This window comes from Altericroceibacterium xinjiangense (assembly GCF_003958635.1).
GTDB classification, from domain to species: domain Bacteria; phylum Pseudomonadota; class Alphaproteobacteria; order Sphingomonadales; family Sphingomonadaceae; genus Altericroceibacterium_A; species Altericroceibacterium_A xinjiangense.
On the sequence record NZ_RSEK01000017.1, the window covers coordinates 1 to 17,078 of the forward strand.

The 17,078-nt window shown below is 63.0% G+C and carries 14 protein-coding genes; 7 read left to right on the forward strand and 7 right to left on the reverse strand.

The window, feature by feature from the left end:
- Positions 1–469 precede the first annotated feature (469 nt).
- Entirely contained in the window at positions 470–1,270 is an 801-nt protein-coding gene (locus ELY13_RS13200; protein WP_338142330.1) for an EAL domain-containing protein, read from the reverse strand.
- A 194-nt stretch (positions 1,271–1,464) separates the two neighbouring features.
- On the opposite strand from ELY13_RS13200, the gene ELY13_RS13205 reads away from it, so the two are divergent.
- Positions 1,465–2,475, forward strand: a complete 1,011-nt coding sequence (locus tag ELY13_RS13205; RefSeq protein ID WP_164549809.1) for an ion channel — start codon at positions 1,465–1,467, stop codon at positions 2,473–2,475.
- Here the strand turns inward: ELY13_RS13205 and ELY13_RS13210 are convergent.
- Positions 2,472–3,161, reverse strand: coding sequence for a 5'-methylthioadenosine/S-adenosylhomocysteine nucleosidase (locus tag ELY13_RS13210; protein ID WP_126174391.1), 690 nt, complete (start codon positions 3,159–3,161; stop codon positions 2,472–2,474). The genes ELY13_RS13205 and ELY13_RS13210 overlap by 4 nt on opposite strands.
- Before the next feature lie 165 nt (positions 3,162–3,326).
- Here ELY13_RS13210 and ELY13_RS13215 point away from each other — a divergent pair, with 165 nt between their 5' ends.
- Together ELY13_RS13215 and ELY13_RS13220 are read left to right on the forward strand one after the other, a co-directional pair.
- The gene (locus tag ELY13_RS13215) at positions 3,327–4,571 is read left to right on the forward strand and encodes a putative DNA modification/repair radical SAM protein (protein WP_126174392.1); all 1,245 of its coding nucleotides are present in this window, start codon (positions 3,327–3,329) and stop codon (positions 4,569–4,571) included.
- Positions 4,568–5,998: a UdgX family uracil-DNA binding protein gene (locus ELY13_RS13220; RefSeq protein WP_126174393.1), complete on the forward strand. Its 1,431-nt coding sequence runs from the start codon at positions 4,568–4,570 to the stop codon at positions 5,996–5,998. The genes ELY13_RS13215 and ELY13_RS13220 overlap by 4 nt, the downstream gene beginning before the upstream one ends.
- Before the next feature lie 39 nt (positions 5,999–6,037).
- Here the strand turns inward: ELY13_RS13220 and ELY13_RS13225 are convergent, their stop codons facing one another.
- The 4 genes from ELY13_RS13225 to rsgA all read right to left on the reverse strand — a co-directional run bounded on the left by ELY13_RS13225 (position 6,038) and on the right by rsgA (position 8,966).
- Positions 6,038–6,700 (reverse strand): glutathione S-transferase, encoded by a 663-nt coding sequence (locus ELY13_RS13225; RefSeq protein WP_126174394.1) that lies wholly within the window; start codon positions 6,698–6,700, stop codon positions 6,038–6,040.
- Positions 6,697–7,635, reverse strand: a complete 939-nt coding sequence (gene trhO / locus ELY13_RS13230; protein ID WP_126174395.1) for an oxygen-dependent tRNA uridine(34) hydroxylase TrhO — start codon at positions 7,633–7,635, stop codon at positions 6,697–6,699. The genes ELY13_RS13225 and trhO overlap by 4 nt, the downstream gene beginning before the upstream one ends.
- A gap of 128 nt (positions 7,636–7,763) precedes the next feature.
- Positions 7,764–7,940 (reverse strand): hypothetical protein, encoded by a 177-nt coding sequence (locus ELY13_RS15075; RefSeq protein ID WP_164549810.1) that lies wholly within the window; start codon positions 7,938–7,940, stop codon positions 7,764–7,766.
- A gap of 3 nt (positions 7,941–7,943) precedes the next feature.
- Entirely contained in the window at positions 7,944–8,966 is a 1,023-nt protein-coding gene (gene rsgA, locus ELY13_RS13235; protein ID WP_126174396.1) for a ribosome small subunit-dependent GTPase A, read from the reverse strand.
- A 495-nt stretch (positions 8,967–9,461) separates the two neighbouring features.
- On the opposite strand from rsgA, the gene ELY13_RS13245 reads away from it, so the two are divergent.
- Positions 9,462–10,019: a pseudouridine synthase gene (locus ELY13_RS13245; protein WP_126174398.1), complete on the forward strand. Its 558-nt coding sequence runs from the start codon at positions 9,462–9,464 to the stop codon at positions 10,017–10,019.
- A gap of 21 nt (positions 10,020–10,040) precedes the next feature.
- Here the strand turns inward: ELY13_RS13245 and ELY13_RS13250 are convergent, their stop codons facing one another.
- On the reverse strand, positions 10,041–11,201 hold the full coding sequence (locus ELY13_RS13250) for a cupin domain-containing protein (protein WP_126174399.1): 1,161 nt from the start codon (positions 11,199–11,201) through the stop codon (positions 10,041–10,043).
- A 430-nt stretch (positions 11,202–11,631) separates the two neighbouring features.
- Here ELY13_RS13250 and ELY13_RS13255 point away from each other — a divergent pair, with 430 nt between their 5' ends.
- From ELY13_RS13255 to ELY13_RS13265, 3 genes are all read left to right on the forward strand, one after another.
- Positions 11,632–13,692 carry a methyl-accepting chemotaxis protein gene (locus ELY13_RS13255; protein WP_241233709.1) on the forward strand — a complete coding sequence of 687 codons (2,061 nt, stop codon included), beginning with the start codon at positions 11,632–11,634 and terminating at the stop codon, positions 13,690–13,692.
- Positions 13,693–13,859: 167 nt separating this feature from the next.
- A complete protein-coding gene (locus ELY13_RS13260; protein ID WP_126174401.1) occupies positions 13,860–14,624 on the forward strand; it encodes a TorF family putative porin in 765 nt (254 codons plus the stop codon).
- Positions 14,625–14,772: 148 nt separating this feature from the next.
- The gene (locus ELY13_RS13265) at positions 14,773–17,007 is read left to right on the forward strand and encodes a putative bifunctional diguanylate cyclase/phosphodiesterase (RefSeq protein ID WP_126174402.1); all 2,235 of its coding nucleotides are present in this window, start codon (positions 14,773–14,775) and stop codon (positions 17,005–17,007) included.
- Positions 17,008–17,078: the final 71 nt, after the last annotated feature.

Genomic DNA, 17,078 nt, shown 5'->3' on the forward strand with positions numbered 1-17,078 from the left:
GTGTCGACCCGCACTTTTCGAACCGGCGCCTCCTCAGGATAGAAACGTTCGGACCCCATGTCGAAAGCGCCACCCTCAATCCGGCACATACCGGTAGTCTCTGTCGCATGCCCCAACTGATCAAATTTCATTGCCGAACTCTACACTGGCGAACATGGGGCTCGGGTGAACATTCCGCGGGGCGACAGTAAGGCTTGTGCTGTCGAATTCGTCAACACGTTGCGTCCGAAGAGGGGCCGCACGCGGGATCGTCCGCCGGGCCGAAGGCGGCACGCGCACAGGCGACTTCCCGTCCGGCTGGTACGTCGAACCCAACCTGCCAGACCGGCTGGACGACCTTGTGCCCGACACCCGGACCAAGGCCGAGGCACATGCGCGGGGCAAGGCCTTACTCCGCGTTCGCGGCTCGGACGCTCAGAAGCCGCAAGCTCGGCCGAGAAGGAGGACCGAGCGCAGCAGCGCGTTCTCGTTACTGCAAAAGTTCCACCGCCACTTCGGGGAGCTGGCCGACCGCCGGCTTCGCGAAGTAAAACCCCTGGCACAGATCGATGCCGAGATCCCGAACAGTCTCAACTTCTTCGCGGGTTTCCAGCCCTTCGGCAAGGCACGTGATTCCAAGAGAGTTCGTCATTTGCACGATGGCATGAACAATCCGTCTGCGCGGTTCGGAACGATCAATTCCCTGGAGCAGGGATCTGTCGAGCTTGATCAGATCGGGAAGCAGGTCCGCCAGCAGCGATAATCCGGCATATCCCGCCCCGAAATCGTCGACCGCCGTCATGAAACCGAATTGACGGTACGTTTCCACGATCCTGCGGACGTGGTCCACATCGCGCATCCGCTCGTCTTCCGTGAACTCGAACATGAGCTGGCGCGGATTGAAGCTTGTCCGCCTTGCAGCCTTCAACGTCGCCTGAATGCATGCCGTCGGCTCATAAACGGCATCGGGCTTGAAGTTGATCGACAGCCGCGTCTTGCCGTCTGCCGGCATCCTGTCGCTCGCCAGCTCGATAGCGCGCACACGGCAAGCCTGATCGAACGCGTACATCAGTTCATCGCTTACCTGATCCAGGACAGAATAGGCTCCCTCTCCGTTCGGACCTCGCACCAGCGCCTCGTAGCCCCACACATGGCTCGTCCTCAGATCCACGATCGGCTGAAAGGCCATCGTGAACGAGAATGGCAGGCCGATGCCTTCCCGGCACGCTCCACATTTCGTGTTGCCAGTATGGTGATCGTGCGCCGTTCCGTCGCGGCTTCTGGTTTCCAAGGCACTACTCCTGTCCATCGAGCAACCGCGTCTCTTGCAATCATGTTCGACTGACCAATTATAGCACCGACGTGGCCGCTGCCGGATTGGCAGCGTTGACAAACGGTTCGCGGCACATCGGCCCGGCGGCGGAGGCTGGCTTACGCGGCGGCTACGCGGTTGTATGCTGGCGCCACTCGGTTAGGGTCGCTCCTATGCGAAGCATTTTCCGGTTCACCAGCGGCGCCGTGCTGTCGGCGCTTTTCCTCACCGGCTCGCACGCCGCCGCACAGGAGGTGGTGGTTACGGAAATGGTACCGTACGCCATCCAGGATGAAAACGGCGTCTGGCGCGGGCCGGCGGTCGACTTGTTCCGCGCGGCGGCCGATGCGGCGCAGGTGCAGTACCGGTTGGTGCCGAACACAGGTTCGTCGACGCTGCCCGCGGCGGGCGCCGCCTTCCCGGCGTTTGCCGACTCTCAGGGGCTTGATGGCGGCGCGCGCAGCCTGCCCTTTCACGTTGATACCGTCGGCCTCATCGGCGGATCGAGCCAACCCAGCTTCATCCAGTCGCTGCTCAGCCTCTTCAATTTCGGATTTTTCAAGGTGCTCGCAATTGTCTGCGCCTTGCTACTGGTCGCCGGTACCGTCTTCTGGCTGGTGGAACGGCGAGGCAACGATGACCTGCCGTCAGGAAGCCAGCCGATAAAGGGATTGGGCGACGGCTTTTGGTGGGCCGGCGTGACCGCAACCACCATCGGCTACGGCGACCTGGTACCCAGAACGCCTGCCGGACGAACGGTCGCCATGATCTGGATGCTATTCTCCATGGCGCTCACTTCCATACTGACTGCCTATCTGGTCTCCCTGACCGGTCAGCAGGGGGGCAGCGGCAGCCTCGAAGAAGCCATTTCCGGCAAGCGCGTCGGTTTCATCATGGGCGGCCCGGTGTCAGAGGCCGATCTGGATGCGGCGCAAACATCAATAGGCTTCCCCGGCTTGCCTGCCGCCCTCGCCGCGCTCGACGCAGAGAGAATCGATCTGGTCGCCTTTCCGTACCAGCCCGCCAAGAGCGCGGCGGAAAGCCGAAGCGTCCAGCGCACCAGCGGCTCCGTCGTGATGCCGCTGTTCCATGTCAGCGGTTCCGAACGCCTGCGCGCCGAGCTTGACCGCATTATCCTGTCGCCTGAGTGGCAGCAGCGAATGGATGACCAGTTCTCAGACTAGCGCGGTATGTTGCCGCCCTTCGGATTAAACGGCTGGGTCCCTTTGCCCGGCAAGGCTTCGTACAACTGGTCCACCGCCTCCGCCAGCCGCTCATCCAGAAGCGCTAGCAGTTCTGTCCATCCGGATAGCCCGTCAAGCTCGCCGGGGCCATCGGACACGCCGCGCAGGCCGATCAGGGGCACATCGAACCACTGGCACGCGCGCAGCACTGCGAAGGTCTCCATGTCGACCAGATCGGCTTCGATTTCCGCGTAGCGATCGCCTGCGACGATATCGCTGCCCGTAGACAGCGATGCGCGGGGCACGCCGGTCAAGGGCGTGGGCAATTCCATCACGGCGGGATGGTCGGTGAACGGGGTTACGCCTTTGGAAAATCCCAGCCGTGACGCATCCATGTCCCGCCAGGATACGCTTTCGACCTGGTACACGCGTCCGAGCGTGCAGCGCCGCGAACCTGCGGAACCGAGCGACACGACCAGATCGGGCAACTCGCCCGCGGTTTGCAATCGCTGCAGACACACGCTCGTGCCGATTGCAGCCTCGATGGGTCCGACGCCCGTGATCAGCGGGGTCAGGCGCGTGCGCAGATGTTGGCCGTACTCATGGTCGGTCGCCATGACGAACAGGACGCGTTGGCCTGCCACTGACGATAGCTTCACGTCTTGCTCCTGAGTCTGCCTGTTCATGGTGTGAACTTTCCCGCCGGCTGCAGCAGCCTTTCGCAGAGGAAACGCCCTGCAAGCAATCCCTGGCAGATCAAGGTGCCGCAGGGCGAAGACTGCCCGGCGCTCCGCATTTGACTCCGGCTGCGGGCAGGAGCATACCGGAACGTAACAGGAACATTGACACTCATGACCCAGCTTGGCCTTCAGCAAAAACTCGGGATCTTGGCCGATGCCGCCAAGTATGACGCGTCTTGCGCGTCCTCCGGGACGACGAAGCGCGACAGCCGCGGCGGCACCGGCGTAGGATCCAGCGAAGGCATGGGTATCTGCCACGCCTACGCCCCGGACGGGCGCTGCATTTCCTTGCTCAAGATCCTGCTGACCAACAGCTGCATCTTCGACTGTGCGTACTGCATCAACCGCAGCAGCTCGAACGTGCGCCGCGCGCGCTTCACTGCTGAGGAAGTGGTTCGCCTGACGCTTGCGTTCTACAAGCGCAACTATATCGAAGGCCTGTTCCTTTCCTCCGGCATCATCCGCTCGTCGAACTACACGATGGAGCAGATCGTCGAGGTGGCGCGCAGCCTGCGAGAGGATCACGATTTTCGCGGGTACATTCACCTGAAGACGATTCCGGATGCGGACGCCGAGCTTGTCCGGCAGGCAGGCTTGTACGCCGATCGGGTGTCGATCAACGTCGAGCTGCCGACCACGGATGGGCTGACGAAGCTCGCACCCGAAAAGGACGCGCACCGGATCGAAACCGCCATGAGCGATATGCGCGCCTCGATCGACGATGCCGGTGATGCCTCCAGACGATACACGTCGGCACCGCGCTTTGCCCCGGCCGGCCAGTCCACCCAGATGATCGTCGGCGCCGACAGCGCGAACGACCGGGACATTCTTCACAAGGCGAGCGGCCTCTATGAGCGTTACGCCTTGCGCCGGGTCTATTATTCGGCCTTTTCACCGATCCCGGACGCGAGCGCGGTGCTGCCGCTCAAGCGTCCGCCGCTGATGCGGGAACATCGCTTGTACCAGTCAGACTGGCTGATCCGCTTCTACGGCTTTGCGCCGGCCGAAGTGCAAAGCACAACCGACGCACACGGCATGCTCGCGCTCGACATCGACCCGAAGCTCGCCTGGGCGCTCAAGTTCCGGGACCAATTCCCGGTGAACGTGAACACTGCCTCGAAGGAGATGCTGCTGCGCGTGCCGGGTCTCGGCGCCAAAAGCGTTGAGCGGATCCTGTCCTCCCGCCGATGGCGGCAGCTCAGGCTTGAGGATATCGCGCGGCTGACCGTGTCGGTCGCGAAAGTGCGGCCGTTCATCGTGGCGACGGATTGGCGCCCCACATCCCTGATCGACCGCACGGACCTGCGCAGCTTCCTCGCCCCCAAGCAGGAACAGCTGGAATTGTTCGCGCCTTGAGCCGCCTTGCTGTCTCGACAACCGACGCACTTCGCGTCACCCTCGCCGCGCCGGATGATTTCGACGGGTGGCGGGACGCTGCCCGCAATCTGGCCGCGTCGGGCGTTCCTGCCGATGCGGTTGCCTGGCACATCGGAACGGAGGAGCCGGAGCTGTTCGGATCCGATGCGCCGAAACGCGCAGCGGCGCAATTTCCCGTACCGCGCAACTTCGTGGATCTTGCGGCAGACGTGGTCTGCCATTCCGACCCGGAACGCTTCGCGTTGCTGTACGCGCTGCTGCTGCGACTCCGGGACAACCGCCATGCGCTGGAGGATGAGGCGGACCCGCTGGTGCGGCGGCTTCAGAAGCTACAGAAAGCGGTGCGCCGCGATCTTCACAAGATGCACGCGTTCGTGCGCTTTCGGGAAATCGATGGCCGCTTCGTCGCCTTCTTCGAGCCTGAGCATCACATCGTTCGCCGCAGCGCGAGCTTCTTTGTCGGCCGCTTCACCAACATGCGCTGGTCGATCCTTGCTCCGGACGTGTCGATCCATTGGGATGGCGAAATTTTGACCGAGGGCCCCGGCGCAACGCGGGCCGAAGCGCCGTCGGGCGATCCGTTCGAGGAGACGTGGAGGACATACTACGCCTCGATCTTCAATCCGGCGCGCCTGAAAGTCGGCGCGATGCTGAAGGAAATGCCGAAGAAGTACTGGCGCAACATGCCGGAAACCGCCTTGGTGCAGCCGCTTATCGCGTCCGCACGGCAGCGGGAACTGGACATGATTGCCGGCTCTGCTGTGAGCCAAGAGCCGCCTCGTGCTGTCGAGCGGCCCGGCAATGCGCAAGCGGCGTGGGACGCACTGCGGGAACAGGCGCGGACCTGCACGCGCTGCGACCTGTGCGGGCCGGCGACGCAGACCGTGTTCGGAGAAGGCCCGCTCACTGCGCCGATCATGTTCATTGGCGAACAGCCAGGCGATCAGGAAGACCTTGCGGGCCGTCCATTCGTCGGACCCGCCGGCCAGCTGTTCAACGCAGTTCTGGAGGAGACGGGGATCGACCGCTCAACCACTTACGTCACGAATGCCGTAAAGCACTTCAAGTTCGTGCCGCGTGGCAAGCGCCGCATCCACAGCAAGCCGGACACAGGGGAAATCGATGCGTGCCGCTGGTGGGTCGAGCAGGAGCGGGCGCTGGTCCTGCCGCAGATCACCGTCGCCCTTGGCGCGACGGCGGCACGATCGTTGACGGGCAAGAGCATCACCATTGGCCGCGCGCGCGGGGCGCCGCTGACGCTGGCGGACGGCAGCGAATGCTGGGTGACGGTCCACCCCAGCTTCATCCTGCGCATTCCCGAGGAGGACCGCCGGGAAGAGGAACGTGCGCTGTTCGTCCAGGATCTCAAACGAGTCCGCATGCGCGCCGAGGAACTGGCGGAGTGAACGCTTCGAGGGCGTATCGGCGATGAGACGGCAGGCGGGCTAGAGCTGATTTGCCGCACGATCTTCCAAGCTCACGAAGTAAATCGGGGGATCACCGGGTGACCACGGCGCAGTCCGCATCATGACCGTGTGGAAAAGGTCTGATGTGAGGTGCCCTTGCAGCCATGAGTGAAGATGCGGCAGCGGCAAGGCGTCGAACCAGTCGCGGTCGACTGCGGCAAATTGCCGGACGAACGGCATGATCGCAGCATCGGCCAGCCCTCGCGCCGATCCGCAAAGCTGCCCGCCTGCTTCCAGCCGCGCATCGATCTTGCGCAGGAACTCCAACCCGCTCTCCCGATGCACCATCGGGTTGGAAGCGTGACGGTCCGGATACTTATATCGGTCCAGATCGTGCTTGAACGCGCCGTCGTTCAGCGCGATCAGATCGGCGTCCTTGCGCGCCAGCCATCCTTCCGGGTCTTCGTTGCCCAAGGCCCAGCGCATGATGTCGAGGCTCTCGTCGATGACTCGGCCGTCCGGCAGGACAAGCACCGGCACGGTCCCCTTCGGCGATGCTGCAAGCAGCGCGGACGGCTTTGCCCGAAGCTTGACCTCCCGCAGTTCGCAGCGCGTCCCGCTGATCGCCAGCGCCAGCCTTGCCCGCATCGCGTAGGGACAGCGGCGAAAACTGAAGAGGATGGGAACGACCGGCTCCGTCATTGGCTGGGCCACTCGCGGGCGCCGCCGCCGCCCTCCTCGCGATGACGTTCGCGGCAGGAGGCGCGCTGCGCCTCCGTCCGGTCGGAATGGCACGCGGGGCAGCTGACACCGGCTTCGTAGAGCGACGAGGTGAGATCCTGTGCACTCAGCGGCCGCCCGCAAGCCTTGCAAAGCTTGTGAGTGCCGGGCGCCAGACCGTGGCCGATCGCCACTCGCTGGTCGAACACGAAGCACTCCCCTCGCCACAGGCTTTCTTCCTCCGGCACTTTCTCCAGGTAATTGAGAATGCCGCCTTTCAGGTGGTACACGTCCTCCACCCCTTCCTGCTTGAGGAAGGCGGTCGACTTCTCGCAGCGAATGCCGCCAGTGCAGAACATTGCGACCCTGGGCTGCTTGCCCGTCCCAAGCAGCTCTTCCCGCACATCCCGAAACCATCCGGGGAAATCGCGAAAGCTGCGGGTTTCCGGATCGATTGCGCCTTCGAATGTGCCGATTGACACTTCGTAGGCGTTCCGTGTGTCGATCACGATGGTGCCGGGATCGCGGATCAGCGCGTTCCAGTCCTGCGGCTCAACGTAGGTTCCGGCACTCTCACGGGGATCGATCTCAGGCTCTCCCATCGTGACGATCTCGCGCTTCACGCGCACCTTCATCCGGTCGAACGGCATCGCGGACGCACTCGACATCTTGACGTCGAGATCCGCGCAGTCGGGCAGCGCGCGGATGTAAGCCAGCACCTCGGCAATCCCGTCGGGGCAGCCGGCAATCGTGCCGTTGATGCCCTCCGGCGCGAGCAGCAGCGTGCCCCGGATACCGTGGTCGCGGCACACGCTCTCAAGCGGAGCGCGCAGGCTTGCGCAGTCCGCGAAGCGAGTAAAGCGGTACAAGGCGGCCACGCTGATGGGTTGAGGCGATCGGGGGAAAGAACCGTTCATGCGGGGCGCTGTAGCCATCAAGCGGGCTTTCGTCAGCACCTGTGCGACCGCGGGCCCGCCATGCTCGACGCCCGTGCGCGGCTGACTGGCGGGCCGCGCCTTGCGAATATCGCCGTCCAGTGCTTCGATCAGGCTCCGGCTTCTCCTTGCCCGCTTGTCTTCCGGGCCTTGTGCTTGGCCAGCAGGTCATCCAGCTCTTCGATCCGGAGCCGTTCCGGCGTGCCCTTGGGAAGCCCTTTCAGGCGGCAGACCGCCCACAGCTGCTTTCGCTCGGCCTCCAGCGCCTTGAGATACAAATCAGCCATGTTTCATTTCCTTTTTCCAGGCGGGTCGGCGCGGGTCTTCCGGTCTGCCAGACTGCCGGTGTTGAGGGTGTCTTCCGCGGTGAGCTTGCGCCACCGCTCAAGTCGCTCGGGCGCCAGCGTCCCTTCTTCGATTGCGGACTGAATCGCGCATCCGGGCTCCGTCGCATGGGCGCAATTCGTGAATCGGCATTCGAGCGTCAAGTCGACGATGTCGTCGAACACCTCGGCCAGGCCGGAGGCGGCGTCCGATAGCTGGAACTCCCGCATGCCCGGCGTGTCCAGCAGCCAGCCGCCATGGTCCAGCCGGTGCATTTCGCGCACGGTGGTCGTGTGGCGCCCCTTCCCGTCCTGCTCGCGAACCGCTTGCGTGGCGATGCTATCCGATCCGCGCAACGTGTTGACCAGCGTCGATTTGCCCACCCCGGACGATCCCAGCAGGGCGACGGTCTCACCCCTGCCGCAAAGGGCCGCAAGCCGGGCGACACTTTGCGGATCGCGCGCGTTGACGAGCTCGACCTGCAAGTCCGGCTGCAATCCGCACGCGGCTTCGCGGAATCGCTCCGGTGTGTCGGTCAGGTCGATCTTGGTGAGAACGACGACAGGCCTCACGCCGACTTCCCGCGCCAGCACCAGATAGCGTTCCAGGCGCGGAACGTTGAAGTCCTGATTGCAGGACGTGACGATGAACAGCGTATCGACATTCGCCGCCACCAGCTGGAGCCTGCGATCACCGCCGGGTGCCCGCCGCTTGAACACGCTCGCCCGGTCCAGAATGCGCTGCGGTTCGAGGCTCTGCGGGTCGATAAGCAGCCAGTCACCGACTGTCGGGCGATCTTCCTCCCCCTGAGAGCTGGGCAAGTGTGATGAAATCGAGCGTTCCAGCCCTTCGCCCGCCACCGCAAGCTTGCCGCGATGGACGGCCATCACCCGAACGGGCAAACTCTCTTCCTGCTCATCGCTGGACAGCTGCGTGCTGAAAAACGGTCTCCAGCCGAGGTCGGGAAGATTGGGATCGAGTACTTCCATGGCGTTCCGGCAGTAGGCTTTCCTGGCTTGACCCCCGGCCTGCGGGGATGGAAGGTACCCCAGGAGTGGGGCAATGAGCGGTGATCCGCGACGCGAGGCCGCGCGGTCCCACAGATCACGAGGTTGTCCATATAGATCAACCGGCGGCGCGGAACCACGGTATTCGCCAGTGCGTATGCCCGCATCCTGCGCCGCGGTTCGACAGGACAGGGCCAAGAAGCTATCGACAATCGAAAGAGCCGCTTCAAGTGAGGGTGAGCGAATGGGGCGGGTCGAATATTCCTGATGCGCACGAGGCTGAGCATCTGCGCCAGGAAGATGCGGTTCCGATCGGCGGAGGAAGCGATTGCCACCGCCGCACGCGCCGATCTGCCGCTCAGGGCTTACAAGTGCGACCGGTGCCATCAGTTTCATCTCACCAGCCGGACCAAGGGAAAGCGAGTGCCGCGGCCCGGCCGCACCACGAGCGAATGAGGAATTAGGGAGCATGCCGGCATGGCGCGGCTGATCGTGTTCAACAAGCCTTTCGGGGTGCTGTCGCAATTTACGGATCGAGGCTCCGCATCCGCGCGCGCGACGCTGTCGGACTACATTGCCGTGCCCGGCGTCTATCCGGCCGGACGGCTGGATCGCGATAGCGAGGGCCTGCTTCTGCTGTGCGATGACGGGCGCCTGCAGGCGCAGATCGCGGATCCGCGCTTCAAGATGCCCAAGACCTATCTCGTGCAGGTTGAGGGAGAACCGGAAGAAACGGATCTCGACCGGTTGAGAGAAGGCGTCCGCCTGAAGGATGGCCCGACCCGCCCGGCAAAGGTTGAACGCATCCCGGCGCCGGACCTCTGGCCGCGCGACCCGCCGATACGGGTTCGGAAAAGCGTCCCGGACAGCTGGCTTCGGATCACCATCCGCGAAGGCCGGAACCGGCAAGTACGCCGGATGACGGCAGCGGTCGGGCATCCGACGCTCAGGCTGGTGCGCTGGTCTATCGGAGACTGGACTATCGCGGGACTTCCACCGGGAGAATGGCGGGACGATGCCTCCCGGCCAGGATGAACCTGCCCGCCTGGCGAAGTTTCAACCCTCTTGCTCCTCCAGGTCGAAAGCCAGGCTACCCTGATTGAACAGCTCCACGATCAGGTCCACCATCGCTTGCGAACCCGTGCAATCCGGACTGACAACGAACCGGCTTTCCGCACACAGCCGCTCAGCGAACGCAGCAACGTCACCGGCGCACGGAAAGCACCGGCCATCCACGAACAAGAGCACGGAGGATTGCGTTTGCCGGACGAACGCAACCCGGCTTGCCGGGTTACGGATCAGCGGAACGTTTCCGGAGAGGCAGAGATAGACATCCTCCGCGCCGGCCGGCTCTTCTGGCCGCCAATCGGTCTCGGGGCTTTTGGGCGCGGTCGTATATCGCCCGAACCAGCGCATGAACGCGCCGGAATCCAGCACCCTCTCCGCAATCATTCCTTGCAGCTCCCTCAGGGCTGCGGGGGAAATCTCGCCGGGGTTTTCGGGCGCTGACAAGTCCGGATCAGCGTACCGGTCGTCGTCGCCGAGTTCGCCGCACAGGTTCTCTGCCCAGTTCCCGATTAGCTCTCCGCGCGACGGCGCGCGGAAGCCGATCGAGTACGTCATGCAATCATTACCGACAGCTATGCCGTTGTGCGCATAGCGCGGGGGGACATACAGGATGTCGCCAGGTTCCAGAATCCATTCATCCGTGGGCTGGAAGTTGGCGAGCAGTCGCAAGTCCCCGTGGGGCAGCAACTCGGCGTCGTCGCCGCACAGTCCGCCCAGTTGCCAACGGCGCTTGCCCAGACCCTGAACCAGAAACACATCGTACTGGTCGAAATGCGGACCTACCCCGCCTCCGTCGACGGCATAACTCACCATCACGTCCTCGACCCGCCAGTTCGGGATAAAGCGAAAGGACTCCAGAAGCGCGGCGACGGCCGGAACGTGGTGATCGACGGCTTGCACCAGCAGCGTCCATGGCTCCCGCCCCAACTGACTGAAGCGGCCAGTCGGCAAAGGTCCGTGCTCGAGTTCCCACTGTGCGTTGGGTTGGGTGACGAGGCGGGACTCGACGTCATCCTCGCAGGCGAGGCCCGCCAGTTCATCGGGTTCGAGCGGATTGCTCCACTCCTTCCAGGGATTCCTGATCAACAGCGGCTTCTTCTGCCAGTATCCGCGCAGGAACTCCGCGATGTCGAATTCACACATTTGCATCGCAATCGGCGTCCTTTGTGCTCCACCGTATCCAGCAGGTCCATCGTCCCGGAAGCCTCGTGAGTGGCCGAATCCGCCTGCTCCGCGTCAGCCCCCTGTGGCTCAGATCCCGGCTTGTAGCTCAAGTCTGCGCTGGTGTCGTCCAGGTCTGCATCCGAGAAACTGAAGATCACCCGTTCCCTGCTCGCGCGGGCGCAACCGCGCCGGCTCCTTCTGCTCAGCACCGTGATCAAGTAAAACATTGCGGACCTCCAACAGGTCGGCACCACCCCCGCTATAATGACTGGCGAAGGAATATTCTTCTGGACGGACACACGAAATCAGCGAGGCTACTTTGACAAAAGCGTTTCACCGACTGACGATCGCAGGAAAGCTGTTAACTGCAGTAGGAACGCTTGCTGCAGCATTGCTGATAGTTGGCTTTGCGATCGTGATTTCCCAAGCCAGTCGGACCGTCTCCAGTCTTTCAGAGGAATCCGCAGTCGCTCAGGCCGATGCGCTGGCCAATGAGCTTATCGGTGAGTTGAGCATTGTCGATGCTGCAGCCCAGTCGATGGGCGCTTCGCTGACGGCTCTTCATCAGTCAGGACTGCGTGACCGCGAAACGGCCATGTCGATCCTCAAGCCGGGCGTGAACGCCTCGCCAATCGCAATGGGCAGCTGGTTCTTCGAAGAGCCGCTCGCCTTCGACGGGAGCACGGCTCCCGGTCATCGTGCATCGAATTCGGCCGGCAACTTTGTCCCCTACTGGATTCGCCAGAATGGTGAGACAAGGATGGAACCCAATACGGAAGCCGGGCTCTATTCGGCCAGCTATTACAAGCTTGCTTACGACAGCGGAAAGGCAGCGCTGACAGATCCCTATGCCTACGAGACGGGCGGAAAAGTCATCACCATGACTTCTGTTGCCTACCCGGTGATCTCCGGCGGGCGCACGATCGGCGTGGCGGGGATCGACGTCGCTCTCGATGACATTTCCGCCAAGCTTGACGAGATGCGCCCCTTCGGCACCGGCCGCGTCATGCTGCTGTCCGGTTCAGGCATGTGGGTGGCCCACCCCGATGCGGACCTTCGGATGAAGCCCTATGCAGACGCGGGCACCGAAGAGGTACAGCAAGCGCTCACCACCGGCGAAACGCAGCAGGTCACGTTACCGGGTGATGAAGGTGAAATCGTTCGCTTCATCTACCCGATCAACCTGGAGCGGCTGAACGCCACGTGGGCTGTCGTGATGGACGTACCGGCAGCCGCCCTGACCGCTCCTGCCAACACCCTCGGCTGGCAGCTCGTTCTCATCGGATTCCTTGTTCTGTGCGCCGTGATCGCGGCCCTTTTCTGGAGTGTCCGCTCGGTCGTCGGCCGCCCCATGGGCGATCTCAGCTCGGCAGTGGACGGACTTGCCAAGGGTGTCTCTCATGCCATCCCGCACCTGAACAGGCAGGATGAAATCGGGACCCTCGCCAGAGCCTCCGACGTCTTCCGTCAGGCCGCAGAAGAACGGGCACTGGCCGACGCGAAATCCGCAGCGGAGCAGCAGCAGGTCGTGCAAACCGTTTCGCACCACTTGGAAGCGCTGGCCCAAGGCGATCTTACGTCGCCCATCTCCGCCGATTTCCCGCCGAGCTACCTGGCACTGAAGACAAACTTCAACGAAGCGGTCGCGAACCTGCGGGAGCTCATCGGTTCCGTACTCGACAGCACGGCGGCGATCCGGACCGGCTCGGTTGAGATCGCCCAGGCATCCGAGGATCTGGCCCGGCGCACAGAGAGCAATGCGGCCTCCCTTGAAGAAACATCTGCGGCGATTTCGCAGATCGACGAGCGGCTGAGAGCCTCGGCCGTTTCAGCCGAGCAGACGGTGACGCGTGCAGACGGAGCGATCGAGACCGTGGCCAGCGGCCGCAGCATCGCGGATGCTGCCGTGCAGGCGATGGAAAGCGTTGCCGAGGGTGCCAAGGGCATCGACAGCGTGATCGAGGGTCTCGACAAGATCGCCTTCCAGACGCGCGTTCTGGCGATGAACGCTGCTGTGGAAGCCGGTCGCGCCGGTGAAGCCGGACGCGGCTTTGCCGTCGTCGCCGACCTTGTGGGCGCGCTCGCCATGCGCTCCGAAGAAGAAGCCAAGCGGGCCCGCGAACAATTGACTGCCACCCAGAATGACGTGACCGGCGCGGTGGACGCGGTGCAGAAGGTCGATCAGGCACTCTCGAACATCTCGGGCGACGTCACCCAGGTTCACGAGTTGCTCGGCCAGATGGCTGCGGACAACATCGCCCAATCATCCGCCATCACCCAGATTGCCAGCGCGATCGGCAGCATGGATCAGTCTACCCAGCAGAATGCCGCGATGGTCGAAGAGACTTCGGCAGCCGCTCGCAACCTCACCAACGAAGTGCAGGCGCTCTCGGTGCAGGCCTCACGCTTCCAGGTCGGCACTGGCAGCATGCAGCAAAAGAACCCCCGCACGGAGCCGCTCAAGTCCGTCGCCTGATCGGAATGGAAGCTGGCCGACCAGCGTCAGCTTCCACTTTTTTGGATAGCTCGATTACCGCGGACCGGCCGCCGGTCAGCCGCAGCCTGCGGAGGTAATTTCGGGCCCCGTTCACATGCTTGATCGCGGCGGCCGCTGGCAGGTCCAGGCGATCTGAAGGATCCATCATGGCATTTTGTACCCGCGCTGCCCTGGCTGGCGTAATGCTCGCAAGTTCTGCCCTCTGCGTGACACCAACGCGCGCTCAAGAAGTACCGAGCGACTTTGAGCTTTCGGCAAATGTCGCGCTTACGACCGACTACCGTTTCCGCGGAATTTCCTATTCCGGCGGCGAGATCGCCGTTCAGGGCGGTCTGGACGTAACCCACGCGAGCGGGTTCTATGTCGGTACCTGGGCATCCTCGCTCGATGAGACCTCGGTCGGCTATGGCAGCACCGAACTTGATCTTTACGCCGGCTATACAGCCGACCTGAGCACCGACCTCTCGATCGAAGCCGGGGCACTTTACTACATCTTCTCCGATGCCGGTCCGGGCAAGTTCAACTACTGGGAAACGTTCACGTCGCTAACCGCGAGTGCGGGTCCGGTCGATACGACGCTTGGCGTCGCCTATTCCTGGGACCAGGATTCGCTCGACTTCGGCAACGACGGAGGCAACGATGACAACTTGTATCTCTACTCGGACCTCACCACCGCCCTGCCCGGCACGCCTGTCTCGCTCACTGCGCACCTTGGTTATACAGACGGCGTCCAGTCCTATGATATCGACTCCACATCCTTCGACTGGTCGGTTGTCGCGTTGGTCACCGTGATGCCCAAGATCGATCTGGGCATTGCTTATGTTGGCGTGCAGGCGCCCACGAACCGCGACCCGTCCCTTGGCGCGGTAACGGACGACACCGTCGTCGCGACGATTACGGCCAGCTTCTGACTGGAAGAAGTCCCGCACGGCATCGCCATGATCGGCCCGCGCTTGCGAACCCCGTTTGCATTGCACCACCTGCCGATGAGCGCCTCGTCCGCTCGCCCCTCAGTTGCCGGTTCGCGTCGGTCAACGTTTCGTCACTGGAGCGATACTCATGCCACCAGCTGCCTTCATGAATACGCCGACCGGACTGAGCGCGAAGGTCAATTCCGCCGCTCTTGCGGCAGGTCTCGGTGTTCTCACGCTGACCTTCGGTGTTGTCGGCCTGATGTTCTGGTCAACAAGTTCGGTAGACGAGCTCGCCGGCAGGCGGCAGCACAAGCTGGTGGCGAAAGTCCTCGCAGAAAGTACCGTTCGCATAGCCCACGATCAGGAAGGTGTTACGGTCTGGGACGATGCCGTCAACGAGGTGCGCAGGGAGAGGCTTGACCTCGACTGGCTCGATCAGAATGTCGGCATCTGGATGCATGGCTACTACGGTCACGATGCGGCCTTCGTGCTCGATCCTGCAAACCGGCCGATCTACAGCATGATCGAGGGGGCTCGCCGAACTCCGCAGGATTTTGCAAGCATGGCTGACGAGATGATCCCGCTCGTTGCCGACCTGCGCGAACTGCAACAAGCTGCGGATACTGATCTTCCCGAAGGTCAGCTTACCCCCGGTGTCACCGACATTCTCATGGTCAACGCTCATCCGTCCGTCGTCAGCGTGAAGCCGATCGTGTCGGATACCGGTGAAATCGAGCAACCTTTGGGCAAAGAGTTCGTCCACATCTCCGTCCGCAGACTCGATGGCAGCTTCATCGAGGCGGTCCGCGGCGATTACGGGATAGAGGATGCGCGCTTCGTCCACACGGCAGCGCTCCGCCCCGGCGAAACAGCGCAGCCCCTGCGTTCGCGCGCCGGAGACATCATCGGCTACATCGCATGGCGGCCATTTCAGCCCGGACAGACAGTTTTCATGCGGCTGGCGCCCGTCTTCATGAGCGCCGCTGCCTTGATGGCAAGCATCCTCTTCTTGCTTATGCGCCGCGTAGCGCGCCGGACGCGGGAGCTGAATGAAAGCAACGCCGCTGTCGAACACCTGGCATTCCATGATGTGCTGACCGGGCTTCCTAACCGTGCCCTGTTCGAAGACCGGTTGACCCATGCCCTTGCCGTGCTGCGGCGTACCGCCGAACGGCCGGTCGCCCTGCTTTTTCTCGATCTCGATCGCTTCAAGATGGTCAATGACACGCTTGGTCACGCAGCGGGCGATGAACTGATCCGTGAGTTTGCCCGGCGGCTTTCCTCCACCATCCGCGCCAGCGATACCGCCGCTCGACTGGGCGGTGACGAATTCGCGATCATCCAGACTGACATCTCATCGGCCGATGACATCGAGGACCTGTGCAAGAGGATCGTGAAGTCCGCGTCCGAGCCATTCCTCATCAGCGGCAGCCGGGTTCACATCGGCGTCAGTATCGGTGTAGCGCTTGCGGGAAAGGACGGTCTCGATGCCGAGGAGCTTGCCCGGTGCGCTGACATCGCACTTTATGAGGTAAAGGCGCAGGGGCGCGGCCACTATGTCTTGTTCAATCCCGTTATGGACGAGCCAATCCGCGCAAGACAGCATGCGGAGAAGGACCTTCGGGCAGCGCTCGATGCTGGCGATCAGCTATCGCTGGTCTACCAGCCCACCTATTCAGCGGCGGACGGTTCTGTTGCAGGCGTGGAGGCATTGCTCCGCTGGCAGCACCCCGAAAGCGGGAACGTGCCCCCAGCCGTGTTCATCCCGATGGCCGAAGAGATCGGGCTGATCGAGCCGCTCGGAGACTGGGTGCTCGCCCAGGCCTGCCGGGATGCCCGCGCCTGGCCCATCCCCACCATCTCGATCAATGTCTCTCCCGTCCAGCTGCGCAATCCTCTTTTCGCGCGCCGTACGATGTCGATCATCCAGGATGCAGGAATAGATCCGGGCCGTCTTGAACTGGAGGTCACCGAAACGGCCGTCATGGAACAGGCTGGCCAGTGCGCGCTTAACCTGCGCATGCTGCGCGAGTTCGGCATCCGGGTTGCGCTGGACGACTTCGGCACCGGCTATTCTTCCTTCAGCCACTTCAATGCGCTGGAAGTTGACCGCGTGAAGATCGACCGTACCTTCGTGGCCAGGATCGACGATCAGGGCGGCGGCAGCGCGATCATCCAGGCCATCGTGAAACTCGCCCACGCCAGCGGCTTCCGCATCACGGCAGAAGGCGTGGAGACAGACGACCAGAAAACGTTTCTTGAACGCATTGGCTGCGACGACCTGCAGGGATTTCTGCTGGATTACCCGATGAACGCCGGCGAGATCGGCACGCGCTTCGGCACCGGCGAGACGCAATCCTCCGAGGCGCTCACAATCTAGGATTCGCAGCCCCCGAGATCGGCGCCTTCGAGCAGCGCAGAAGCAGCCTCGGCCATTGCCGACAAATAATC

Bases quoted from the DNA above. Each gene is read 5' to 3' on its own strand.
- ELY13_RS13205 (WP_164549809.1), top strand. From the start codon at position 1,465: ATGCGAAGCATTTTCCGGTTCACCAGCGGCGCCGTGCTGTCGGCGCTT.
- ELY13_RS13210 (WP_126174391.1), bottom strand. From the start codon at position 3,161: ATGAACAGGCAGACTCAGGAGCAAGACGTGAAGCTATCGTCAGTGGCA.
- ELY13_RS13215 (WP_126174392.1), top strand. From the start codon at position 3,327: ATGACCCAGCTTGGCCTTCAGCAAAAACTCGGGATCTTGGCCGATGCC.
- ELY13_RS13225 (WP_126174394.1), bottom strand. From the start codon at position 6,700: ATGACGGAGCCGGTCGTTCCCATCCTCTTCAGTTTTCGCCGCTGTCCC.
- trhO (WP_126174395.1), bottom strand. From the start codon at position 7,635: ATGAACGGTTCTTTCCCCCGATCGCCTCAACCCATCAGCGTGGCCGCC.
- ELY13_RS15075 (WP_164549810.1), bottom strand. From the start codon at position 7,940: ATGGCTGATTTGTATCTCAAGGCGCTGGAGGCCGAGCGAAAGCAGCTG.
- rsgA (WP_126174396.1), bottom strand. From the start codon at position 8,966: ATGGAAGTACTCGATCCCAATCTTCCCGACCTCGGCTGGAGACCGTTT.
- ELY13_RS13245 (WP_126174398.1), top strand. From the start codon at position 9,462: ATGGCGCGGCTGATCGTGTTCAACAAGCCTTTCGGGGTGCTGTCGCAA.
- ELY13_RS13250 (WP_126174399.1), bottom strand. From the start codon at position 11,201: ATGCAAATGTGTGAATTCGACATCGCGGAGTTCCTGCGCGGATACTGG.
- ELY13_RS13260 (WP_126174401.1), top strand. From the start codon at position 13,860: ATGGCATTTTGTACCCGCGCTGCCCTGGCTGGCGTAATGCTCGCAAGT.
- ELY13_RS13265 (WP_126174402.1), top strand. From the start codon at position 14,773: ATGCCACCAGCTGCCTTCATGAATACGCCGACCGGACTGAGCGCGAAG.